The 21,053-nt window shown below is 34.7% G+C and carries 14 protein-coding genes; 6 read left to right on the top strand and 8 right to left on the bottom strand.

Going from position 1 to position 21,053, the window contains the following annotated elements; genetic code table 11:
* Window positions 1-34: 34 nt before the first annotated feature.
* Together HHU12_RS02035 and HHU12_RS02030 are read right to left on the bottom strand one after the other, a co-directional pair.
* On the bottom strand, window positions 35-997 hold the full coding sequence (locus HHU12_RS02035) for a phytoene desaturase family protein (protein ID WP_169654499.1): 963 nt from the start codon (window positions 995-997) through the stop codon (window positions 35-37).
* A 139-nt stretch (window positions 998-1,136) separates the two neighbouring features.
* A complete protein-coding gene (locus tag HHU12_RS02030; RefSeq protein ID WP_169654492.1) occupies window positions 1,137-1,610 on the bottom strand; it encodes a hypothetical protein in 474 nt (157 codons plus the stop codon).
* Between the two features lie 2,054 nt (window positions 1,611-3,664).
* Between HHU12_RS02030 and dgt the strand changes: the two genes are divergently transcribed.
* Window positions 3,665-5,101: a dGTP triphosphohydrolase gene (gene dgt / locus HHU12_RS02025; RefSeq protein ID WP_169654490.1), complete on the top strand. Its 1,437-nt coding sequence runs from the start codon at window positions 3,665-3,667 to the stop codon at window positions 5,099-5,101.
* A 258-nt stretch (window positions 5,102-5,359) separates the two neighbouring features.
* Here dgt and HHU12_RS02020 read toward each other — a convergent pair whose 3' ends face one another.
* From HHU12_RS02020 to HHU12_RS02010, 3 genes are all read right to left on the bottom strand, one after another.
* Window positions 5,360-6,442: a BamA/TamA family outer membrane protein gene (locus HHU12_RS02020; protein WP_169654488.1), complete on the bottom strand. Its 1,083-nt coding sequence runs from the start codon at window positions 6,440-6,442 to the stop codon at window positions 5,360-5,362.
* 164 nt (window positions 6,443-6,606) lie between these two features.
* Window positions 6,607-7,935, bottom strand: coding sequence for a porin (locus HHU12_RS02015; protein WP_169654486.1), 1,329 nt, complete (start codon window positions 7,933-7,935; stop codon window positions 6,607-6,609).
* Between the two features lie 80 nt (window positions 7,936-8,015).
* The gene (locus HHU12_RS02010; protein ID WP_169654484.1) at window positions 8,016-8,426 is read right to left on the bottom strand and encodes a hypothetical protein; all 411 of its coding nucleotides are present in this window, start codon (window positions 8,424-8,426) and stop codon (window positions 8,016-8,018) included.
* 313 nt (window positions 8,427-8,739) lie between these two features.
* Here HHU12_RS02010 and HHU12_RS02005 point away from each other — a divergent pair, with 313 nt between their 5' ends.
* A complete protein-coding gene (locus HHU12_RS02005) occupies window positions 8,740-10,557 on the top strand; it encodes a MutS-related protein (protein WP_169654482.1) in 1,818 nt (605 codons plus the stop codon).
* Between the two features lie 71 nt (window positions 10,558-10,628).
* Here HHU12_RS02005 and ispF read toward each other — a convergent pair whose 3' ends face one another.
* The gene (gene ispF / locus HHU12_RS02000) at window positions 10,629-11,108 is read right to left on the bottom strand and encodes a 2-C-methyl-D-erythritol 2,4-cyclodiphosphate synthase (RefSeq protein WP_169654480.1); all 480 of its coding nucleotides are present in this window, start codon (window positions 11,106-11,108) and stop codon (window positions 10,629-10,631) included.
* A gap of 68 nt (window positions 11,109-11,176) precedes the next feature.
* The gene (locus tag HHU12_RS01995; protein WP_169654478.1) at window positions 11,177-13,726 is read right to left on the bottom strand and encodes a DUF5686 and carboxypeptidase-like regulatory domain-containing protein; all 2,550 of its coding nucleotides are present in this window, start codon (window positions 13,724-13,726) and stop codon (window positions 11,177-11,179) included.
* 415 nt (window positions 13,727-14,141) lie between these two features.
* Here HHU12_RS01995 and nuoH point away from each other — a divergent pair, with 415 nt between their 5' ends.
* The gene (gene nuoH, locus HHU12_RS01990) at window positions 14,142-15,224 is read left to right on the top strand and encodes an NADH-quinone oxidoreductase subunit NuoH (RefSeq protein ID WP_169654476.1); all 1,083 of its coding nucleotides are present in this window, start codon (window positions 14,142-14,144) and stop codon (window positions 15,222-15,224) included.
* A gap of 109 nt (window positions 15,225-15,333) precedes the next feature.
* On the opposite strand, the gene HHU12_RS01985 is transcribed toward nuoH, so the two are convergent.
* The gene (locus HHU12_RS01985; protein WP_169654474.1) at window positions 15,334-15,906 is read right to left on the bottom strand and encodes a hypothetical protein; all 573 of its coding nucleotides are present in this window, start codon (window positions 15,904-15,906) and stop codon (window positions 15,334-15,336) included.
* A 272-nt stretch (window positions 15,907-16,178) separates the two neighbouring features.
* On the opposite strand from HHU12_RS01985, the gene HHU12_RS01980 reads away from it, so the two are divergent.
* The 3 genes from HHU12_RS01980 to HHU12_RS01970 all read left to right on the top strand — a co-directional run bounded on the left by HHU12_RS01980 (window position 16,179) and on the right by HHU12_RS01970 (window position 20,971).
* Window positions 16,179-17,090, top strand: a complete 912-nt coding sequence (locus tag HHU12_RS01980; RefSeq protein WP_169654472.1) for a hypothetical protein — start codon at window positions 16,179-16,181, stop codon at window positions 17,088-17,090.
* A gap of 134 nt (window positions 17,091-17,224) precedes the next feature.
* On the top strand, window positions 17,225-20,290 hold the full coding sequence (locus HHU12_RS01975) for an ATP-binding cassette domain-containing protein (RefSeq protein WP_169654470.1): 3,066 nt from the start codon (window positions 17,225-17,227) through the stop codon (window positions 20,288-20,290).
* A 117-nt stretch (window positions 20,291-20,407) separates the two neighbouring features.
* The gene (locus tag HHU12_RS01970; RefSeq protein WP_169654467.1) at window positions 20,408-20,971 is read left to right on the top strand and encodes a chalcone isomerase family protein; all 564 of its coding nucleotides are present in this window, start codon (window positions 20,408-20,410) and stop codon (window positions 20,969-20,971) included.
* Window positions 20,972-21,053: the final 82 nt, after the last annotated feature.

Genomic DNA, 21,053 nt, shown 5'->3' with positions numbered 1-21,053 from the left:
AATAATTTTACGTAAAACACAGAATACATGAAAGTTATAAATGATTAACATTCATTACGAGGAACTCAGGAAGGAAATCAACTTTCTGTTTTACTAAATGATTAAAAGTACCATAGAAACCAACAGAAGAAATAATCACTGGAGCATAGTATTCCTTTAACGTAAATGACTTTCCATGTTTTTCTTTCACTTTCACCCCAACAGCCCTGTCATTTTTTATAATAATTTCCTCTACATCTTGATTCACCATCAACCTGCCTCCACTTTTTTCAATAGTAGGCTGTATGTACATTGCGATATTTTTAGAACCGCCTTCAGGGTAATATCCGCCATAAAAATAATGGGTAACAATAAGACAATGCATCCCGAAAGCACTTTTTGAAGGAGGAAGGCCAAAATCGCCCCATTGTGAACAAAGCACCGCTTTCAGTTTTGGATCTTTGAAATTCTTATCCATATACTCTTTAGTAGTGGATAATGCCATGGCTTTTCCTTTTTTAGACTTGGATAAGCTTCCGAGTAATTTAAGGAGAGGAACTTGAAAGGAAGTGGCGTAATTTCTTTCCATCCATTTTGATGCAGTTTTTACATCAACGAAGTACTTTTCAATAGCCTCCCTTTCTGACGGAAATAGATCTATAAGCTTTTCTCTGTATTCATCGGGGTGTGCAGGTACTCCAAAAGTAAAATCCGGGTAAACGAACTTCTCAAATACATGTGGCATCTTGTTCCACTCCAGTTTATTTTCGGTAATGAAGTTGAAAATCTGACGGGGCATACAACGTTGATCCATATTACCTATATAGTGTACCCCAACATCAAAGTGATATTTCTTCCTTTTGAAAACATGTGTTTGCCCTCCGATTACCCAATGTTTTTCGAGTATCAGTACTTTTTTCTTTTTGATTTGAGAGAGGAGAGAAGCTGTGGTCAATGCACCAATTCCGCTTCCGATTATTATAGCATCATAGTCGTTATGATCTTCTCTGACAGTCATGTTAGTCGATTTTAAGTGTTATTGGTTGAGTGTTCATTCAATATACAAATAATAATCAACTTGGTAGTGAGGGCATAAAAAAACCTTGATAAAAGTAAATGTTTTCATCAAGGTTCTTGAAAAAGTTTGTGATGGATGTTTAATCACCCTCACCAATTTCATAAGTAGTACTCCCTCCAAACAGTCCTTTAGGAAATACTTTCTTTACAAAAGACTTTTGTCCTTCTTCCATTTCTTTAATTTCTTGATTAGCTTCTTTTAGAGCATCTTGCCAAGCAGGGCCGAATCCCATCATATTACTATTCAGTTTATCTATAGCTGTTTGATAAGCATGAAAAGTTAGAAGTTCTTGTCTTCCAGGTTTATTGATTAAAGCCTTATTGGTCACTCTCAGGTTTTCATTTTCTCTCTTCAAGCGTTCTATCTCCGATTTCTTTCCAGAAATAGCTTCCGCATCAATTTCCAATTTATCGTGCAGGTGATTTTTCAATCTTTTAATTTCACTTTTCAAACCAGATTGCTTTATCCAATCTTTCACTTGAACCAATGCAGCGACTGCTAAACCAATACCAAGTCCAATCAATACAGATTGTATGTCAAATGTTTCCCACATAGTTTTATATCTCAAAAGTGATGAAAATGAATTGTTTAAAGTGAAACTTCATTTCCGTAACCATAATTTACGAAGTTATCTTGTAAATAGTTTTGATCTTTGTCATTGAGATACACAAAAATTATTTATATCTGTTGAAAATTTTATTTTTATTCAAAAAGTGATAATTATAAGGGTAATGCTACACCATCTAATTATCATGGCTGTTAGATTCTCATTTTTTTAGAAAGCTACTATTTATCTATTTCTTATTTTACCCAATATCTAATAAAATATCTTATGTCTGTTATTTCTCTATACATTGAATATCGGTGTTTTGTCAATAATCTTATTTTAGGAAAAGGGATTTATTCGGTCAGAAATATAATCATGAAATTATTCAAGATTTAACACATTATACTTTTCCTATAAGGCCCACTTTTATTAAAGACGCGTTGTGAGAGTTATAAATGAAAAATTAAATTTGTTTTTTTTTCTCAGTTGATTAATTTTAAACATGCATATTCTATTAAAAGAGAATAAGATGCATATAAAAATAAAGAACTTTTATACTTTTACAGTTCACTTAACTTTCGTAACCAGTTAGTTAATTTTTTCACCATAATTTATTCATAAAATTACTTCCACTTGCCATCCTTTTAATAAGGATTATGATAAACTAAAACAGTTTTTTACATCCAACATTTTTTGAAATCAATTTATCATATAACACAAAGTTAATCGTGTAGATATTTTGTTTTGCTTGACATATACGATACAGTATAATTAGTTTAACAAGGAATCTATGTGGTACTCTTGTGTGCAAGCATTTTTTTATGAAAACCATAACCTTTCCATTCTTAAAACAATTAAGAGAGCTAAATGATGTGTCAACAACTTTAAAAATTATTTTGGCACAGTTTATTATTTTTTTTGGAATACACTTTTCAATACACTCCTATTTAGTCTTTTTAATTGTTCAAATTATTATTGTCATTAGTTTTTATTGGAAGAAAAAAAGAGCTGAAAATACAAACAGCCGAATAAGGGAGTTAGCTGTCATTGAGACCTTTTTTTGTAGTTTATTTTTATTTATCTATTACATTGAATGGCCCACTGTCAATCCCTATCTTTTGACTTTCTTTTTTATACTCCCACAAGCAGGTCTTTTCATTTTAGCAACTTATCAGTCAAAAAACTTCCTTTTGATTTCCAATTGTATCTTGCATGGTATTTTTCTTATCTATCTTATTTTCAGTTGTTCTCCGGGACTTTCAGTCAATGATAGCCCACAATTGTTTAGTAATGATATTCAAGCTTTCTATAGTATTTTTTATATCGTTTGGGTTATCCCTTATTTACTTTACAATGGAGATAAAAGAAATAAGATATTATTCATTGTCTTTCAAGTCACATCATTGATGCTTTCAGTTTTACATACTGATTTTCTATCCATGCGTATTTTCACTGCATCAATAAGTTTTGTTTTTATGGAAAAATACAAATTTGATATGTTCAATTATGATAGTAACATAAAGACTTTTAGAAAGGAAGAAAAAACGGTGAATATTGTATCAAGTTCCTTACTTATTGTGTTAATTATTATATGGTTTTTCAACTATAACATATACTAAGCCATTAGTAGATACTTATTTTTCTATTCAATGCTTTGATGAATAGATAACAGCTACTGAAGGTCAACGCATAATTTTATGCCTACATCTATGTAGGTATTCGATTTGAATTGCAAAATAATATTATTTACTGTCTTCAAAATCATTAGCAACTTGTTTACAGTTCATTGTAAACAAGTTGTATTTACCTTTTTGTAACTAGGTTCTTAAGAGTGAGTAAATAATAATTATGGTTCTTGAAAAAAGATGTCCTTATTGGGGGCAGTACCAAGATACAATTGCTTTAAACTATTTCTTTATTATAATTAACTTAAGACAGCTATTTATTGAAATTTACTCAGTCATTGAAAGTAATTTCTCAAGGTTGTATTCCCCACAATTATAAAGAGATATTGAGAAGTTTTATTGCTTAAACGGAAAAAATAGCAAACTGATTAAAATATGATTACATGGAATAATTGCTTTTCTTCAAAAAGATTTGGCAAAGATATTATCATCGATGAGGCTAGAAGTGCGTATGAAAAAGATTGGGATAAATTAATTTTTTCTAGTCCATTCAGGCGACTTCAAAATAAAACGCAAGTTTTTGCACTGCCTGAAGAGAATTTTGTACATAACAGGCTCACACATTCATTGGAAGTAGCTAGTGTTGGCCGGTTACTGGGTAAAATAATAGGACAGAAAATTGCAACTCTTGAAGGCGTGAAGAAAGATGATCAGTCAAGAACATTTTATGAGAGTGACCTTAGAGAAGTTATAGCGTCTGCATGTTTAGCTCATGATTTGGGTAACCCTCCTTTTGGTCATTCTGGAGAAGAGGCAATTTCAAAGTATTTCAAAAAGAGAGATACCAACAATTTGGAAGATAAAATATTTAAAAGCCAATTTTCACCTTGTGAATGGGAAGATTTAATATCTTTTGAAGGGAATGCTAATACGCTGCGGATTTTGACTATGAAACAAAAAAATACAATAGAAACAGATTTTAATCTTACCTATATTACACTTGCTTCCATTCTAAAGTATCCTTGTGAGTCATCAGCATCAAATAAAAGTGTTTTACATCGGAAAAAGTATGGTTATTTTAAAAATGATGAGCAGTCATTTTTAACAATAGTCAAAGAGGTAAATATGCAACAGGAAGATAGTGCTGAAATAATTTATAAAAGGCACCCTTTTGTCTATTTAGTGGAAGCGGCAGACGATATATGCTATAATATTATTGATTTTGAAGACTCACATAGGTTAGGTATTCTGTCTTATGAAGATGTGAAAGACTCCTTTATTGAAATAATCAAAATGAATAACAGGCCAGATCATGTTAAGGATGTAATTTTAAAAGCAGAATTAATGGGAAACTACCCTGATGAATCAATTGCTTATTTACGTACGCAGGCTATTAATTCATTGGTTTTTAAGTGTATTGATGTTTTTTGGAATAATAAGGAAGAAATTCTCAGCGGAGATTACAAGAAAAGTCTCATTGAGTCAATTCCAGCATTTAAAGCCTCGTTTCAAAAAATAAAAGATATTTCATTTAATAAAATCTACAATGCGAAGAAAGTAGTTGAACTTGAAATTGCAGCGTTTAGAATTTTATCTTGTTTAGTAAAAGATTTTGTTGACGCTGCTCTTACTCCTCAAATGGATAGGGATAAGGAACAACGAAAAATTATTAGACTTTTACCTATACAGTTCCGATTTGAAGAGTCTGAAACACCCTATGAAAAAGTGATGCACATATTAGATTTTATATCGAGTATGACTGATATTTTCGCTCTAAAACTGTATAGAAAACTTAGAGGAATTGAAGTGTTGCATTCTAGTAATATTCATCCTATATTATTTTTAGAAGGGGAGCATGATGATCAATATTAATTATGTTTTAGTCTTCATTCCTGTAAATTAAATGGTATGTACTAGGACAGAAGAAAAGGGACTTTTTGAATGAAGAGTTAAGAATGAAGAAAAGGAGATCAATACTATGGTCAGTGTGAACGTTATACTACAACACCTCTGCAACGGTTTCCGTCATAAAGACTAGCTTATATGCCAGAGCAAGAAACATTTTTCATTCATCATTCTTAATTCTTCATTAAAAACACCCGTTTACTTTTGTCGCAGTACTTTTAAGTACTAAAAAGCTTCCCCAATTCTAAAATACACTCCCCAATCATCATTGCCTACAGCGCCATCTAAACCTACATTCATATGGTTTTTTGGAAAAACATTAAATCGATAGCCAACACCTACTCCTGGGAGAATTGTTCCGTTTTGACTAGAGTCATTGGCTCCTGCAATAGTGGCTAACCCCCCAAAGAAATTAATGGCCATTCGTTTATAAAAATTCCAACGGTATTCTGCTTGAATATTATACATGGAATTACCTCTGAATTTACCTTGTGTATACCCTCTGATGTCGCTTTCACCTACAATAAACTGCTGATTGAAAACAAGGTCTCCTATACCAAAACCTATAAAGGCTCTTGTGGCTAAAACATCTTTCCCTTCCCTAAATGCAAAATATTTATTGAAATCAATGGAGACTTTGGTGTTTTGTACTTCATTTCCAAGGAACTCTGGATTCATGTCTAATTTTATATTTCCAATATGCCCCCCATAGGGGTAATATACATTGTCTCTATGATCATAAGATATGACAAGGCCTATGGTTTGAAGGTTGTTTTGAACGGTGGTATCTCCCTCTACATTAAAAGAAGTATTAAAATCAGTGGCCATATAATTAACACCAAAATAAAGGTGATTGATGACTTTTCTTTGTACTTCTACTTTTATAAAATTTAAACCTGTATTGTAATCTACAAAACCGCCACCAATGGGCATGGGGACAAAAGTCTGGAAATTAATACTGCCTAAACCTGCTGCAAAAGTTACTCTGTATTTATCTTTATTGAGATAAAATCTGGAGAACATTAATCCAAACCATGAATCATTTGTAGTCCACATACCAAGTAAGCCTACTACAGATGAAGGTGATATTGTATCTTTCTGACTGATGTTGAACATTGCCATTGGCAGTGCTCCAATTGAAAAGCCTAATGACCTGTTGTAGTTGATATAAGGAATTGGCATAAAGTCGACTTTCTTATCAGTTCTTTTATCACCGCCTCCGCCTCCAGTCCCGAAACTCTGTGCTTGTGTGGGTATGTTGCTGATAAAGAGTAGAGTTGAAATAAGTATTGAGAGGAATATTTTCATTTGGGTTGTTTTTATAGCTTCATTTTGGTTGAGGTAATATTACCTGCCTCTATAAATATAGTAGAAATGAAGGATAGAAATAATGATTTCAAAAAAATCCCTTTAAAGTAAAATACCTTAAAGGGAAAAAATTGGTGATTTAGTTTTAGTTAAGTTGTCAAAGGTTAGAAAATAAACCCAATACCTAGTTCGAGTAAATTATCCTCTTTGGCGGCGTATGGTCCTGTTGCTCGATTGTTTCTAAATTGATAATCAATCTTGAAAGCAATCTCCTCTCTTGGTTTGAAGTTCAAACCCACCGTAATAATGTCTGAATTAAAATGGACCATATTCGCATTATTTTCAGCTAAGAGGTTTTTATTATAATCTTTGTGTGTGTTGATGTATTCGTATCTAACAAACAAAGGGATTTTTACATGATGCGGATCGATAAGCGCATTCTTTTTTCTTAAGAATGAACGTTCTCCAAATAGAGATAATAGATCATAGCTTCCTTCCACCAAGTAGCCTACATTTTGATTGGCCATTACTTGGCCTACGCCTCCATTACCCATTTTTGTTAGCTCAAAAAGGTCATCAGTGCCTGACATAAAGCCATGAGTAGCCAATGCCATAAACTCCCAGTTCTTTTGTTCATATCTTGCGTAAGCAGTGTACAATTGTGCGACTGCATCAGCAGTTTTATAATCTCCTGTAGAAGTTTGAACCGTTTGATTATTTCCTGCCTGTCCCACATACATTGATGCACTTAGCGTCCAGTTCTTTAGACCTACATAATTGATTTGTCCGTTGTAAGCATAAGTAGAAAACGCCTCACTGTCAAATCTTGGTTCTCTACCTTGACGAATGAAACTTCCACTTAAAAAGTGTGCCCCATCTAATCCTTGCGTAACTCCTGTAGCATAGTTGAAGCTTGGTGAGATAACACCGTAAGCACTTACACCCATTCCCATCCAAGTAGACGGAACAATGATTCTTTCAACATCAGAGCGGTTTACAGATCCAAACATTACAGGCTCATCATTATTGTTGATATAACCAATATTCATAGGGTATAAACCTGCTCTTACATTAAATGATTTGTGAATGGAGAAATCTAAGAAGGCTTCTAAAATAAATTCAAAGTGACTGTTTCCGGCAGGATCTTGAAGGTATTCGATCATCACTTCTGAGTTCCAGATAATTTTATCTGTAAAACGGTAGCCAAAGAAAGTAGAGAAACGGTAAAGGTTATTGTATGATAACTCAATATCATCTTCCATGCCTAACGGAATGTCATTTCTGTTGACATAAGAAATCTCACCAAAACCAGAAACACTCCATGGTTTTTCAGAATAAAAAATCTTAGAAGCGGCTTTAGCAAGCCCAGGTTGTTGTTTGAATTTAGTTTCAGGCTCAACCTCTTCATTTATTTCTTGTGAAGATTCCTGAGCATATAAATTAACTGTGAATAGGCTCAAACCTAATCCCAGTAAGAATAATATTTTTTTCATGATAGAGTGGTTGTCTTCTATGCGTATAGAAGCTGTTTTAAATTATTGAAAGTGCAGAAAAGTGCACGTTGCCGAATAATTTAAGCCACTCGTGGAGGGGGAGGAATGATGTCAGCAGTAGGAGTAGGGTAACTTTGATCTAAATAGAAAAAGTCTAGCTGTTCTTTGAAATGAAGAACAGCTTCCTCTGCTTCATAAATGATTTGACAGGCATTTACGAATGTAAAAACCTTTGGAATAAAACTTTTGGATTCGTTTTGAGAAAAAGGATTATCTTTCAGGTCGTCCAATTGACCTTCCCAAAGTAAATGCACAAAAATTTCAAAAAAGGACTCTACTTTATTATCATAAAGAGTGATTTCTTCCGTAGAATAATTGGCTTGAGAAAACAATACAGCATCAATATCCACACTGTAATTCAATGTGTGGAGTGCCACCCATACTGTAAATAGGTGTCTGAATAAATGCTTATATGTTTTTGAAAATCTCAAAATAAATGATGATAGTAGTAAATCCAACTGCAAATGTAACGTAGAAAAGTTGTAATAAGTCGAATTCTTTTACTTTTTTTAATTCATGTAACATTATGAAATATCACAAAAACACTATTGGTGTATATTATTTTGAGTAGTTTGTAATTGTTTGGTAATGATTGATTTGATGTTTTTTAACTTCTGAAGTATTAAAAAAGCTCATCACTTAGAATGCTTCAACATTAAACAGAAAACATAAATTATTAATGTTTTTCTTTTACATTTGCTATTACAATTTTTGGAAGATAAACGATTGACGAAATTTTATTGTATGTCAAACTATCAGGAAAAGCTAAGTCAGATTTCTCTACAATTAAAACAGTTAAATTCTAAGTCTCAGCGTTATTCAATGATGAGGCTGTCTACTGTAGTAGCAGGAATTTTTATCGCTTATTTTGCGTATCAATTTTATGAAGAAGGAGGTCTGTTTTTCAGCTTTTTCATTATTCTAGTCCTTTTTGTCTTGCTTGTAAGAGTACATACGGATGTCATCAAGCAAATCAGGGAGTTGGAAACATTAAAGTTGCTGACAGAGAATGAGGTAAACATCAGTAAAGGTGAGGCCAATATTTATGAAGATGGGGAAGAATATAACACCACAGTGCATAATTATGGTCATGACTTGGACGTGTTTGGTACGCACTCATTATTCCACTTTATCAATCGTTGTTCAACGCAATGGGGAGAGCGTCTATTAGCGTCATTTTTTGCTCAAGACAGTCATGCTACGCCTTCAGAAGAAATTAAAGAAAGACAGGAAGTGGTCAAAGAATTGGCAGGTAAGGAATCTTTTTCAGACCAGCTTAAATTATTTCTTTTTGATGATTCAAAACCCAAAAAATACTTCAATATCAACTCAATTGCACTGAAAAATTTCAAATTTGAAAGAGAAACATTTCTGAAAGGATATTTGATTTTTGTGCCTATTGCCTGGATCTTGATTTATCTAAGTGTTCATACTTCCTTTGAATACTCAAAAGAAGCGGCTGCGGTTCTGGTTTTGAGCAACTTTTGGATTATGGGTAAAGTGGGCAAGCAAGTATCCACGTTTATTGCTTACTTAGACAGTACCTCAGAATCACTTTCAAGGCTAGCCAATGCTATAAAACTGATCAGTGAGGAAGAGTTTAAAAGTGTTCTGCTTGTCAATAAAATCAAAGAATTAGAGGGAGGAGACTTTTACAAGCCCTTGCTCAAACTTTCTAATGATATAGAACAGCTTTATATCCGAAAGAATATGCTGGGTTTGGTGGTACTGTACGTAATCATTCCTTTTGATATATTAGTCGTTTTCAAAATAAGAAAATGGTTCAATAAATACCCTGACCTGTTTGATAAACTATTTGATGTCATAGGTTCCATTGAGGCTTATAATAGTTTAGGAACTCACAAACGTAATTATAGCGACTGGGCTATGCCTGATTTTGAAGACAACGAAACTATTGTTTTTGAAGGGGAAGATATGGGGCATCCTTTAATTTTTGAAGGGAATAATGGTATTCAAAATGGAGGGGTAAGAAATTCTTACACATTAGATGCTTCCAATAGAATCAGTATTGTAACAGGCTCGAATATGTCTGGGAAAAGTACTTTCCTTAGAGTGATAGGAGTCAACCTGTTACTTGCTTATGCAGGTACAGTAGTTTGTGCATCTTCTTTTAAAATGGGAAGGAAACCGAGGCTGATCACTTCTATGCGTATAGCTGATTCTTTAAGGCTAAGCGAATCCACTTTTAAAGCGGAATTAGAACGAATCCGATTAATCATTGAAGCAGTGGATCAAGGAGGTTGTGATTTATTTTTGGTGGATGAAATGCTGAGAGGAACAAACTCTGTAGATAAATTAAAAGGTTCTTTCGCTTTACTTCAAAAGCTCCAAGAGTCTTCTGCTTCTCATATCCTCGTAGCTACGCATGATTTGCAGTTGTCAGAATTTGAAGAGCATAAGCCAAACATCACAAAGAACTATCATTTTGATTTTGATTACACAAATAACGAGTTCGATTTTGATTATAAGTTGAAAAATGGAGTGTGTGAGAAATTTAATGCATCCTTGTTGCTGAGTGAGTTAGGTTTGGAGACGGAATAAATTTTAAAATAAAAAAACAGGACAACGGAAAAAGTAACGTTGTCCTGTTTTTTTATATTCTGCCTTAGAATTTATGCTTTTGTGATCAAAGCTACTGCATGTACTGCCATGCCTTCTTCTCTACCCACAAAACCCATTTTTTCGGAAGTGGTTGCTTTGATTGAAATATCTTCTTCGTCTACATTCATCACCTCAGCCATGCATTTTTTCATAGCAGGGATATGAGGATTAATTTTAGGACGCTGTGCCACAATAGTACAGTCTACGTTACCGAATTCCCAACCCTGTTCGCGTACAATTTTCATGACATCTTTCAGTAAAATTTTACTGTCAATGCCTTTGTATTGAGGATCTGTATCAGCAAAATGAAAGCCTATGTCCCTCATATTGGCAGCTCCTAATACGGCATCACAGATAGCATGAATGAGTACATCAGCATCAGAATGACCTATCAGACCATGTGTGTGATCCAATTGAATACCACCTAACCATAATTCCTCTCCTTCACCTAATTTGTGAACATCGTAACCTTGTCCTACTCTTATTTTCATAATCTTAATTTTTTTACAAATATAATTTTTTTGAGTAAGTAATTTTGTTTCTCTGCTCAGGAAAAAAACTAGAATGAAATACCCAATGCTAAATAGACTGCGAAGTTATCGGCTGTAGGAGTACGGTAGGTAGTTCTCCAAATAGTGTACACTCTTAAAACTTTGAATACATTTTCTACACCTGTTCCCAGTTCAACATAAGGCATTGAAGGATCCAGGGGTTTAGCTTCCCTTGCAGGGTCGTAGCTTTCTCCTTCAAGTAGTTGAGGAAGTACACTTTGGTTTCTGTTCTTTTCAGAAAGATCACCATAAACTACATTACACATACCTACTGCTCTCCAGCCCATTCTCTTCACAAAAGGAATTCTGTTTAAGAGATTGCCTTCAAAACGGTGGATCAATTGTAATGAAGTCCACTTGTCAGCCACAAACTCACCCAAGTTCATCATATTGAAAGCAAACTGATTGTAAAGAATCGGTACATTATTACCAAAAGGCATCGCCAAGAGTGGGAAAGGCGTCTTTGTCGGGATATATCCTCCGGATAGTGTGTAGGTTGATGTTCCAAGTTTACCCAATCGGGCTTTTTGGTCAAGTCCAACTCTGATTTGTTGGAATTTGTAATTACTGCCAAATAAATCAGGAATACCGATCGTGTAGTCAATCGTGATTCTTGGTCTGTTGTCTTGTGCTATTTTCTTTCTGTTGTGTGTACGCGTAGCAATGTATTTGTATCCTAAACCGTAAGTCAGTTTAAAGAAAAATTCGGAGCCATTCAGACGGTCATAAACAGGTTTGTTGTCTACAAATTCACCATCCATTTTGTAAGGGAAAAGTGGATCTATGATTCTTTTGGTAAATTTTGCTTGAACGTTGAGGCCTCGCATCACATCGGATTCGTACCAGATATTAGTATTCTGTTCCATATAAGGGTAGCGCATGTCGCCCCATCGTAATGACGCCAAGAAAATCGGTTTACTATTAAAGTTCGCTTGATTGACACTGACTCTGCTCAGATCATTGAAATGTTGAATACCAATGATACTCCATTTTTCTCTATTCAGTATCGCTCTAGCTGTAACTCCATATTTCCATTTTTTATCTTTAATGCCATAAGCACCAAAACCACTGAAAGAGAATTTGTTGCTGAACTCATTGTTGGTTCTTAAGCCGATTTGGAAACGGTGCTTTTCTACGCTATTGCCTGCATAAATAAAGGGCCAAGGGCCAAATTCTACAGGTCCTACTTTTTTATGACCACTGATAAGTATATCACCAATTGCTGCAAGTCTTTTTACTCTAGGTGTTTCCTCGGCTGAGTCAATCATAGAGAACACCTGCGCATCGGTGGAGGAAAGTTTCTCGTGCCGATGATCATCCCAGAATTCCTCATTATTGCCATCAAGATACGCGTCAGTAGCAACTAAAACGGGTTGTTCATAAAAAGAACGAGATTTAGGCTCGTTGACTACGAAATCTTTGTTTCTGATTTTTATTTTGATCTTTACTTTGGCCCATTTTTCTCCAATTTTACCGACTGAAACGACAAAGTTTTGATGCAGAGGCATCCAAGCAGAAGAGCCATCCTCCTGTACGATAGGAGTATAACTTTGGTCAATAAAAACGCTGTCAATGAAGTTGATATTAGCTCCTTGTCCTAAGGTTCCGTCAATTTTCACTAATGCAAAATGATTGGCAGAATCGGCAATGTATAAATTACCAGCAAAGGCTAAGTCTTCTTCACGACGAGGTTCAAATGCAATTTTATGACAAGTGATCCCGTTTACATCTACTTTTTTAGGGTCAAGGGTATAATCATAAAAGTTTCTCCATTCAGATGTAATCGGTGAAATAAACGATTTACCAATAAACAAGAAGTTATTATCGTAGAGGTTGAAGTCGACAAATGAAGAACCTAGTACCTGTGTGATCATTTCGTCATCATCAGGACCAACACTTCTGATTCTGGATTTGATAATTTGTTCCGTTTTAGCGTCAGGATTTTTGATGTAGAAAGTATTGGAAAGTACTTCAGAAGCAAAAATGGGAATAATTGGCTGTCCATTTTCATCTTCTACCTTTTCAAAGCTTTCAAAAGATTTTAGAACATCCTGAACGACTTTCTTTTTCTTGAAATTTTCATTCACATTACCCACCCAGATGTTGGTTCTAGTGTAGCTTTCGTATTCGTAAGCCTTCAGTTTTTCTCTATCGTTGGTTGATTTATTTTTCTGAACAGCACGCATAATGGCCCAAGCGGGGTTTTCCCATTTTTTTGTGCGTATCACAACCTCATCCAGCTGTTTGGCTGAAGTTTTTAATTTAATGGTCATTTTCTTGCGGACATTCTTCTCATTCAGTTTTTTCTTCTGAGTGGAATACCCCATAAATGACGCGATAAGTACTTTTTTATTTACAGGTAAAGGTACATTGACCGAAAAATTACCGTCCATGTCAGAAAGTGTTCCTATCGTTGTTCCTTCAATATAAACACTTGCGTATGGTATGGTTTCGTTTGTTTGTTGATCAATTATTTGCCCAGTCACTTTAATGCTACTTTGACAGTAAGCATTTATTGAGATCAGTATTAAAAGTACTACTGAGATGTATCTAGTCAAAACTTTAAAATTTAATCTTCTATATGAATAGAATCACGAAAAAATAAGATAACTCTGAATGAATGGTAAAAAGAAATCTTTATATAAGTGGCAGATCGTAAAATTATTAAAAAAAGTTAAGCACAACAAATATTTAGGAACCAATCGTTAAATGATATTGTAAAATCATCATTTATTGAAAAATCCAAAACAATGCATGTAGCAATAGTATTCCAGAAAATGAAAGTCATACTTTTTTTGAAGTTTCTTTAGTTGATTTTTAACAAATGAGCTTTGCATTCAAATAATTTAAAAAAAAGGAAGCATTTTCATAATAAGAGTGTGGCGCTACTTCAAAAAAGGCAGATTACTTTTGACCAAGTATATTGTTTGATTAACTTGCGGTTCAATTTACTTTTTTGGAAAAAGAAGAACTATGCTAGCACTTTTATTTTATCTTCCTTTCTTATTGACATTTGCATTATTTGGAGTTTATGCCGAACGAAAAGTATCTGCATGGATTCAAGATAGATTAGGGCCTGTCAATGTGGGGCCTAAAGGTTTATTGCAAACCTTGGCAGATATATTGAAATTATTATTGAAGGAGGATATCATTCCAAAAGCGGCCGATAAACCTATTTTCAAGGTGGCTCCTATACTTATTTTTATGCCTGTATTTGCAGGATTCGCAGTATTACCATTCACCAATGGTCTTTATGGATCAGGAACCGAAGTAGGTGTTTTTTATATCCTTGCCATACTTTCATTGGAGGTGTTGGGTATTTTAGCGGCAGGATGGAGTTCCAATAATAAATACTCATTATATGGAGCAATGAGATCCGCCGCACAAATGGTATCTTATGAAGTGCCACTCGGATTAGCAGTGTTATGTGCAGTGATGACGGCACAGAGTTTAAATACAGAAATCATCTCTTTACAACAAGGAATATTCAGTGTAGATCAAAATTACCTTTTTGGATTAAAAGGTTTAGGAATAGAAGTGACGCAGTTAGGTGGTATATTAAATTGGAATATCTTTAGGAATCCATTTTTGCTAATTGCATTTGTTATATTTTTCATTTCATCTCTGGCAGAAGCGAATAGAGCACCTTTCGATATTCCTGAAGCAGAATCAGAAATCATTGCCGGTTATCATATTGAGTACTCAGGAATGCGTTTTGCATTTATGATGCTTTCAGAATACGGAGTGATGTTGCTAGGGTCTGTATTTGCAGTAGTTTTATTTCTAGGATCGTGGAATACGCCATTTATTAATATCGGTCCTGTACGTTTAGCAGATTGGACTTCAGGTACAATGGGAGAGCTTTCCGCATACCTTTGGGGTTTCTTCTGGTTGATGAGCAAGGCCTTATTCTTGGTTTTCGTACAGATGTGGGTAAGATGGACTTATCCAAGATTGAGAGTGGATCAATTAATGACCTTATGTTGGAAATACCTTACGCCGGCAGGATTGGTATTAGTTTTCATTACAGGAGTTTGGAGGTTGTTGATGATTTAATAAGAAAGATTACTGCAAGACTTAGCGTAGTTCATAAATAAAAAAGTCCTATTTACATTAAGGTAGTGTAAATAGGACTTTTTGTATTATTAGTGGAAAGGATTAAAGCCTATAATTCAAATAAAGCTTTTAAAGCCATCCATAAATCTCTTTTCTTCTCAACATCCAATAACAGTTTTGTAAGACCATCCGCAGCAACAGCTTGATGACCATCTATTTCTGTAGGAATGTACTTTGCAACTTTTTCACCTGAAAGAGGGCTTTCGTTCTGATTGACAAAATAAAGGAAGAACTTAGGTTGTAATTTTTTGACCAAAGTATCCAGATTGTCTTTTTGCTCTAGCACATTGATCACGGCAACTTCCTGTAATGTAAGTTGTAAGGCACCTAATATTTTGAGCAATAACTGAAACTCTTTGCTTCTGAAAATATCTACACCACTATGTTCGATAAAAATGACAATATTCCTTTTATTCTCCCCATAATAATCCGTAGGTAATTGCTTCCGAATGACCTTTTTTGGGGTGATAGCAGGTGTTTTTTCCACCTCTGCCGTTTTTTCTACAGCTTTCTCTTCTTCCTTCTCTAACTCTTCCTCAGGGATCTCTATATCTTCCAATTCCTCTGGAAATAGATACAAAGTATCAAACATTTGTGAGATAAAACCTAATTCGTTTTCCATAAAGCAAAGATAAGTACTCGGGTAGAAAAAATGAGAATTTTCAAGTTATTATTTTTCAATGCGACCTATAGAGATTTGCGACGTATAACTGTGGTATAATGATCAAGAATAAGAAGAGTGACAAGTGGAAAATTTCATTTGTTTTGTGTTGGTACTTAACATCATCTGACTTAAAATAATCTTTTTATGAATGAATTGTTTTGATATATAATATTTACAATTATTTTTGAGCATAAAATTTTTTAGACAAACCTGATCGAACTTTATAAATTATGACATTCAGCTCACAATTCAAGCAATTAGGGAAAGTAGCTTTAGCATGTGGTTTAGCAACTTCTCTTGTAGCATGTGGTGGTTCATCTGAAACTGCACAGAAGAAAGAAGAGGCAAAGAAAGAAATTGCAGCTCAAAAAGCAACAAAAGCTGACTTCAACATTATTCTTAATAATGCCCCTGAGCCTACAGCAATTCCTGTATTATTAGAAAGAAGTGGTGCTGAGTTTGATGCTACTCTTTTAAATAAGAGAGAGAGTGCAACATCTTACACATTGACTGAAGCATCTTCAGCATTGAACTTTGGTGTTTACCTTTCAGATATTGCTTACTTATCAGCATTTGGTAAAGCGCAGGAAGCAATTGATTACTTCACTACTGCTAAAACTTTATCAGATAAGTTGGGTATCTCTCAAGCAATGGGTGAGGACTTAAGCGAGAAGCTAGAGAAATCGCTGTCAGATAAGGAAGCGATGTTGAAAGTGATTTCATCTTCTGAAGGAAAAGTAAAGCAATTCTTAAATACTAATTCACAGTATGATGTGGCGGCGTTGATCGTGACAGGTACTACATTAGAAGCATTGCACATTTCATTAGGTTTAGTGCACAACGCACCTGCAGACCTTCCTGAAGCAGCTAGAGACGCTTTATTAGTAGACTTGATGTCTTCTATTGCAAAGCAACGTTCTTCTATCGATGCAATTGTAGAAATTTTAGCACCGTTGCAAAATGGTGGTGATAAAGCTGTAGAGTATGCTAAAGCATTCAAAGCATTACAAGCAGAATATGACAAGCTTAATTTTGATGAGAAATTGAAAGACAACAAAGGTGGTTATCAATTAAAAGCTGACGACTTGAAAGGTATTTCAACAATCGTAGAAAAATTAAGAACAATGACAGTTTCTGAATAGTTTTTTAGAAACCATCATTTTTAAGAGTCCTGTGTTTGAAAACACAGGACTTTTTTTGTTTCTTTATAGTACTATTACAACAACTGAATGACGACGTAAGCATCCTATTTCAGCATTACGAAACAATCTTACTTATGAATGAGAAAGTATTAAAATCTCTTACAAAACTTTTTGCAATTATGGCCTGTGCTGACGGATCTATTGATGAGGCACTGGAGATTTTAGAAGAATACTTAAAAAATACACTTCACGAAAGTAATACCAATACATACGTTGAAATTTTTGAGCTTCAGGCAAGACAGAATGTCGATGAAGAGCTGATTCGTTCAATTGCTCTTTCAGCCGCTAGAGATCTGACTTTGAGGCAGCGTATTGTAATGGTGATAGACCTTTTGGAATTGGCTTATTCTAATGGCGTTTTCTCTGAAGATGAGCAAGCCATTATGAGAGTGATCTGCGATGCATTCAACCTGGATTTTAACAGATTGGATAGAATGCAGAGTTTTATGAATACCAATGATATTCAGAAACTGTCAGAGATTGAAGGTTGCTTGGCTATTACCAATCAAAAAGATTTTGAAACAGAAGGAAAGCACCTTTATAGAAAAGAAGTAGATGTTCCGCTTGCTGTACTTTACATGCCTTTGGCAAGAATGTACTTTGTAAGAACTACCAAAAAGGGACAGATATTCATTATCAATGGTGAAAGAATGCGTACCGGAAGAGCGTATCCTCTGGATGTGGGTGGCGTGATTCGTATCAATACAGCTAATGGCGGCTCATTAAATCTTTACCATTCTGAAATTGCAGCCATTTTTATTGGAAGTGAGTCTACTGATCCCATTTCATTTGAAGCGAAAAAAATCAATTACTTTTTTGGCAAGAAGCAAGGTCTGCATGATATTGATGTCATAGAAGAAGGCGGAAATATGGTGGCTTTGATGGGAGCTAGTGGTTCAGGAAAGTCGACTTTACTCAATGTATTGAACGGTACTCACAAGCCAAAACAAGGTGAGGTGCTGATCAATGGCATTGATATTCATAAAAAACCAGAGGAAGTAAAAGGTGTGCTGGGGTATGTTCCTCAAGATGACTTATTGATAGAGGAACTGACAGTGTATGAGAATTTGTATTATGCCGCCAAACTCAGTTTTGCTCATTCTGATCATGAAGAGGTCGAGAAGATCATCATGAGAACGATAGAGAATTTGGGTCTTTATGCCGTAAAAGACCTGAAAGTCGGTAATCCTCTGGAGAAAACGATCAGTGGAGGTCAGCGTAAACGATTAAATATTGGTCTTGAGCTACTAAGAGAGCCAAGTGTACTTTTTGTAGATGAACCTACTTCTGGTTTATCTTCTCAAGATTCTGAAAATGTGATTGATCTGCTTCGTCAGTTAACTAACCGAGGGAAGCTGATCTTTGTTGTGATACATCAGCCTTCATCAGATATCTACAAAATGTTTGATAAGTTGTTGGTATTGGATGTGGGAGGTTATCCTGTGTACTATGGCAACCCTGTTACTGCTGTAAGCTACTTCAAAGAAGAAGCGAGGTATGCGGATGTGGAGAGTGAATGTACAAGATGTGGCAATGTAGATTCTGAGGAAGTATTTGAGATTATTGAATCCAAAGTACTGGACGAATACGGCCGAAGAACCAGAAAGAGAAAGTGGAAGCCAGAATACTGGTTTGAGCGTTATAAGGAATATGTGAAGGTGCCGAAAATAGAAACGGTAAAAGAACCACCTAAAAGTGTGCTGGATCTGCCTTCAAAAATTAAGCAGTTTCAAATCTTTGTACTGAGGGATCTTAATACAAAACTTAATAATAAACAGTATTTAGTGGTGAACCTGTTGCAGGCGCCATTGCTCGCTCTAATGCTGTCACTGATTGTCTATTTTTATCATTTAGATGAATTAGGAAATCGAGTGAATTATGTATTCAGGGAAAACATGAACATGCCCTCTTATATCTTTATGGCTGTGATTGTGGCCCTCTTCCTTGGTTTAATGATCAGTGCGGAAGAACTCATCAAAGACCGGAAAATACGGAAAAGAGAAGTCTATCTTTCTTTGAGCAGGATTTCATATTTATGTTCAAAAATGGCAATTCTATCAGGGATGTCAGCCGTACAGGTACTGGTTTTCGTGTTGATTGGTAATACCATAATGGGTATTGGAGGGATGTATCTGGAGTATTTTCTAATGCTTTTTTCTACGGCATGTGTGGCTAATATGATAGGATTGAACGTTTCAAGTGCCTTCAAATCAGTGGCTACTGTTTATATTTTGATTCCGATTATCCTGATTCCACAATTATTATTGGGAGGTGTAGTGGTACAATATGCCAATATCAACCCAGTATTTAAAAACCGAGAAGGAAAAGTGCCATTGGTAGGTGAAATGATGGCTTCAAGATGGGCCTTTGAAGGGTTGATGGTAGAGCAGTTTTCAGATAATTTATTTGAAAAACATTTCTTTGAATTAGATACAGAAATCCACTCTGCTGATTATTTGAGGACTTATTATATTCCTACTTTAATAAGCAAATTGGAAAAATGTAAACTGTATCTTCATAATAAAGAAGAGGGGAAAGTAACCCGTTCTAAATTTGAAGATAATCTGGTTTTACTTTCTAATGAATGCAAGCATTTTAAAAATGAAGATGTATACGGTGCAGAGCTTGATTTTGAGTTGGATTTTAACCCTGATAAATTCACTTTGGCCGATGCCAATAAGTTGCATCAGCTCTTTTTAGATGCTAGAGAGCACGTTAACATGGCTTATATCTACTGGAAAAAGCAGAAAGAAGCGAAGGTGCAGGAGCTCTTGGAAAAATATGGAAAGGAGAAATACCTTTACTTAAAAGATCTGTATACCAATGATAAAGTATCAGAATTTGTAAAAAATACCATAGCTGAAAAAAGAATTGTAGAGTACGGTTCAAAACTGGTGCAGAGAATCTATCCGATCTATCATGCTCCAACAGAGGCAAGCGGGCTATTTGATTTCAGAACACACTTTTTTGCACCGACAAAGCATTTCTTTGGTCAGTACCATAAAACATTCTGGTTTAATATTGTTATTCTTTGGGTGATGTACATTCTATTGTTTGTCGCGTTGTATTACAAGTTGCTGGATCGTTTTGTGAAATGGCTTGAAATAAAATTAGCGAATAAAGATACAATAAGAGTTTAATCGTGAACGTTTATTCATAAATAAATTTTTGTTATCTTTCCAAAACAATACATTGCGGTCCCATAAAAAAAGTGGACCTTCGAAACCTTTAAACACACTTTTTAGAATTAAAATAAGATGAAAAGAGCATTTATCGCATTTTTACTTACGGTTGCGTCTATGGTAACTGTCAGTGCACAAACTACAGAAATTTCAGATGTTGTGCTTCAAAACTCAGTAGATGAAGCGGGAACAAAATTGCAGCTTAATGGTGCAGGTGTAAGATCAAAGTACTTCTTGTCATTGTATGTAGGAAGTCTTTATTTAGCTGAAAAATCTTCAGATGCGAATAAAGTTTTATACAGCAACAAAATGAAAATGATCCAGCTTGATATCATTTCAAGTTTGATTACAGCTGAAAAAATGGAAGAAACAGTAAGAGCTGGATTTAAAAATTCATTAGGAGACAAACTTCCTACCTTACAATCTGAAATTGATAGTTTTATTGCCGTATTCGGTGAGGAAATTGAAGTAGGTGACATTTTCAAGTTTGTGACTTCAGGAAAGGAATTAAAAGCTTACAAAAATGGTAAGTTGTTAACGACAGTTGAAGGAGAAGAATTCCAGAAGGCACTTTTCGGTATTTGGTTAGGCAACAAGCCTGCTGATAAGAAGTTGAAAAGCTTAATGTTAGGTAAATAGCAATACCGCAGTGCAAACTGCATGATACTTAGAAAGGTTTCAATGTCTCAAAAGGATGTTGAAACCTTTTTTTATTGTATAT

It is taken from the genome of Flammeovirga aprica JL-4 (assembly GCF_012844305.1).
Classification (GTDB): Bacteria; Bacteroidota; Bacteroidia; order Cytophagales; family Flammeovirgaceae; genus Flammeovirga; species Flammeovirga aprica.
This window is presented reverse-complemented; position numbering and strand designations above follow the sequence as displayed.

Bases quoted from the DNA above. Each gene is read 5' to 3' on its own strand.
- HHU12_RS02035 (WP_169654499.1), bottom strand. From the start codon at position 997: ATGACTGTCAGAGAAGATCATAACGACTATGATGCTATAATAATCGGA.
- HHU12_RS02030 (WP_169654492.1), bottom strand. From the start codon at position 1,610: ATGTGGGAAACATTTGACATACAATCTGTATTGATTGGACTTGGTATT.
- dgt (WP_169654490.1), top strand. From the start codon at position 3,665: ATGATTACATGGAATAATTGCTTTTCTTCAAAAAGATTTGGCAAAGAT.
- HHU12_RS02020 (WP_169654488.1), bottom strand. From the start codon at position 6,442: ATGAAAATATTCCTCTCAATACTTATTTCAACTCTACTCTTTATCAGC.
- HHU12_RS02015 (WP_169654486.1), bottom strand. From the start codon at position 7,935: ATGAAAAAAATATTATTCTTACTGGGATTAGGTTTGAGCCTATTCACA.
- HHU12_RS02005 (WP_169654482.1), top strand. From the start codon at position 8,740: ATGTCAAACTATCAGGAAAAGCTAAGTCAGATTTCTCTACAATTAAAA.
- ispF (WP_169654480.1), bottom strand. From the start codon at position 11,108: ATGAAAATAAGAGTAGGACAAGGTTACGATGTTCACAAATTAGGTGAA.
- nuoH (WP_169654476.1), top strand. From the start codon at position 14,142: ATGCTAGCACTTTTATTTTATCTTCCTTTCTTATTGACATTTGCATTA.
- HHU12_RS01985 (WP_169654474.1), bottom strand. From the start codon at position 15,906: ATGGAAAACGAATTAGGTTTTATCTCACAAATGTTTGATACTTTGTAT.
- HHU12_RS01980 (WP_169654472.1), top strand. From the start codon at position 16,179: ATGACATTCAGCTCACAATTCAAGCAATTAGGGAAAGTAGCTTTAGCA.
- HHU12_RS01975 (WP_169654470.1), top strand. From the start codon at position 17,225: ATGAATGAGAAAGTATTAAAATCTCTTACAAAACTTTTTGCAATTATG.
- HHU12_RS01970 (WP_169654467.1), top strand. From the start codon at position 20,408: ATGAAAAGAGCATTTATCGCATTTTTACTTACGGTTGCGTCTATGGTA.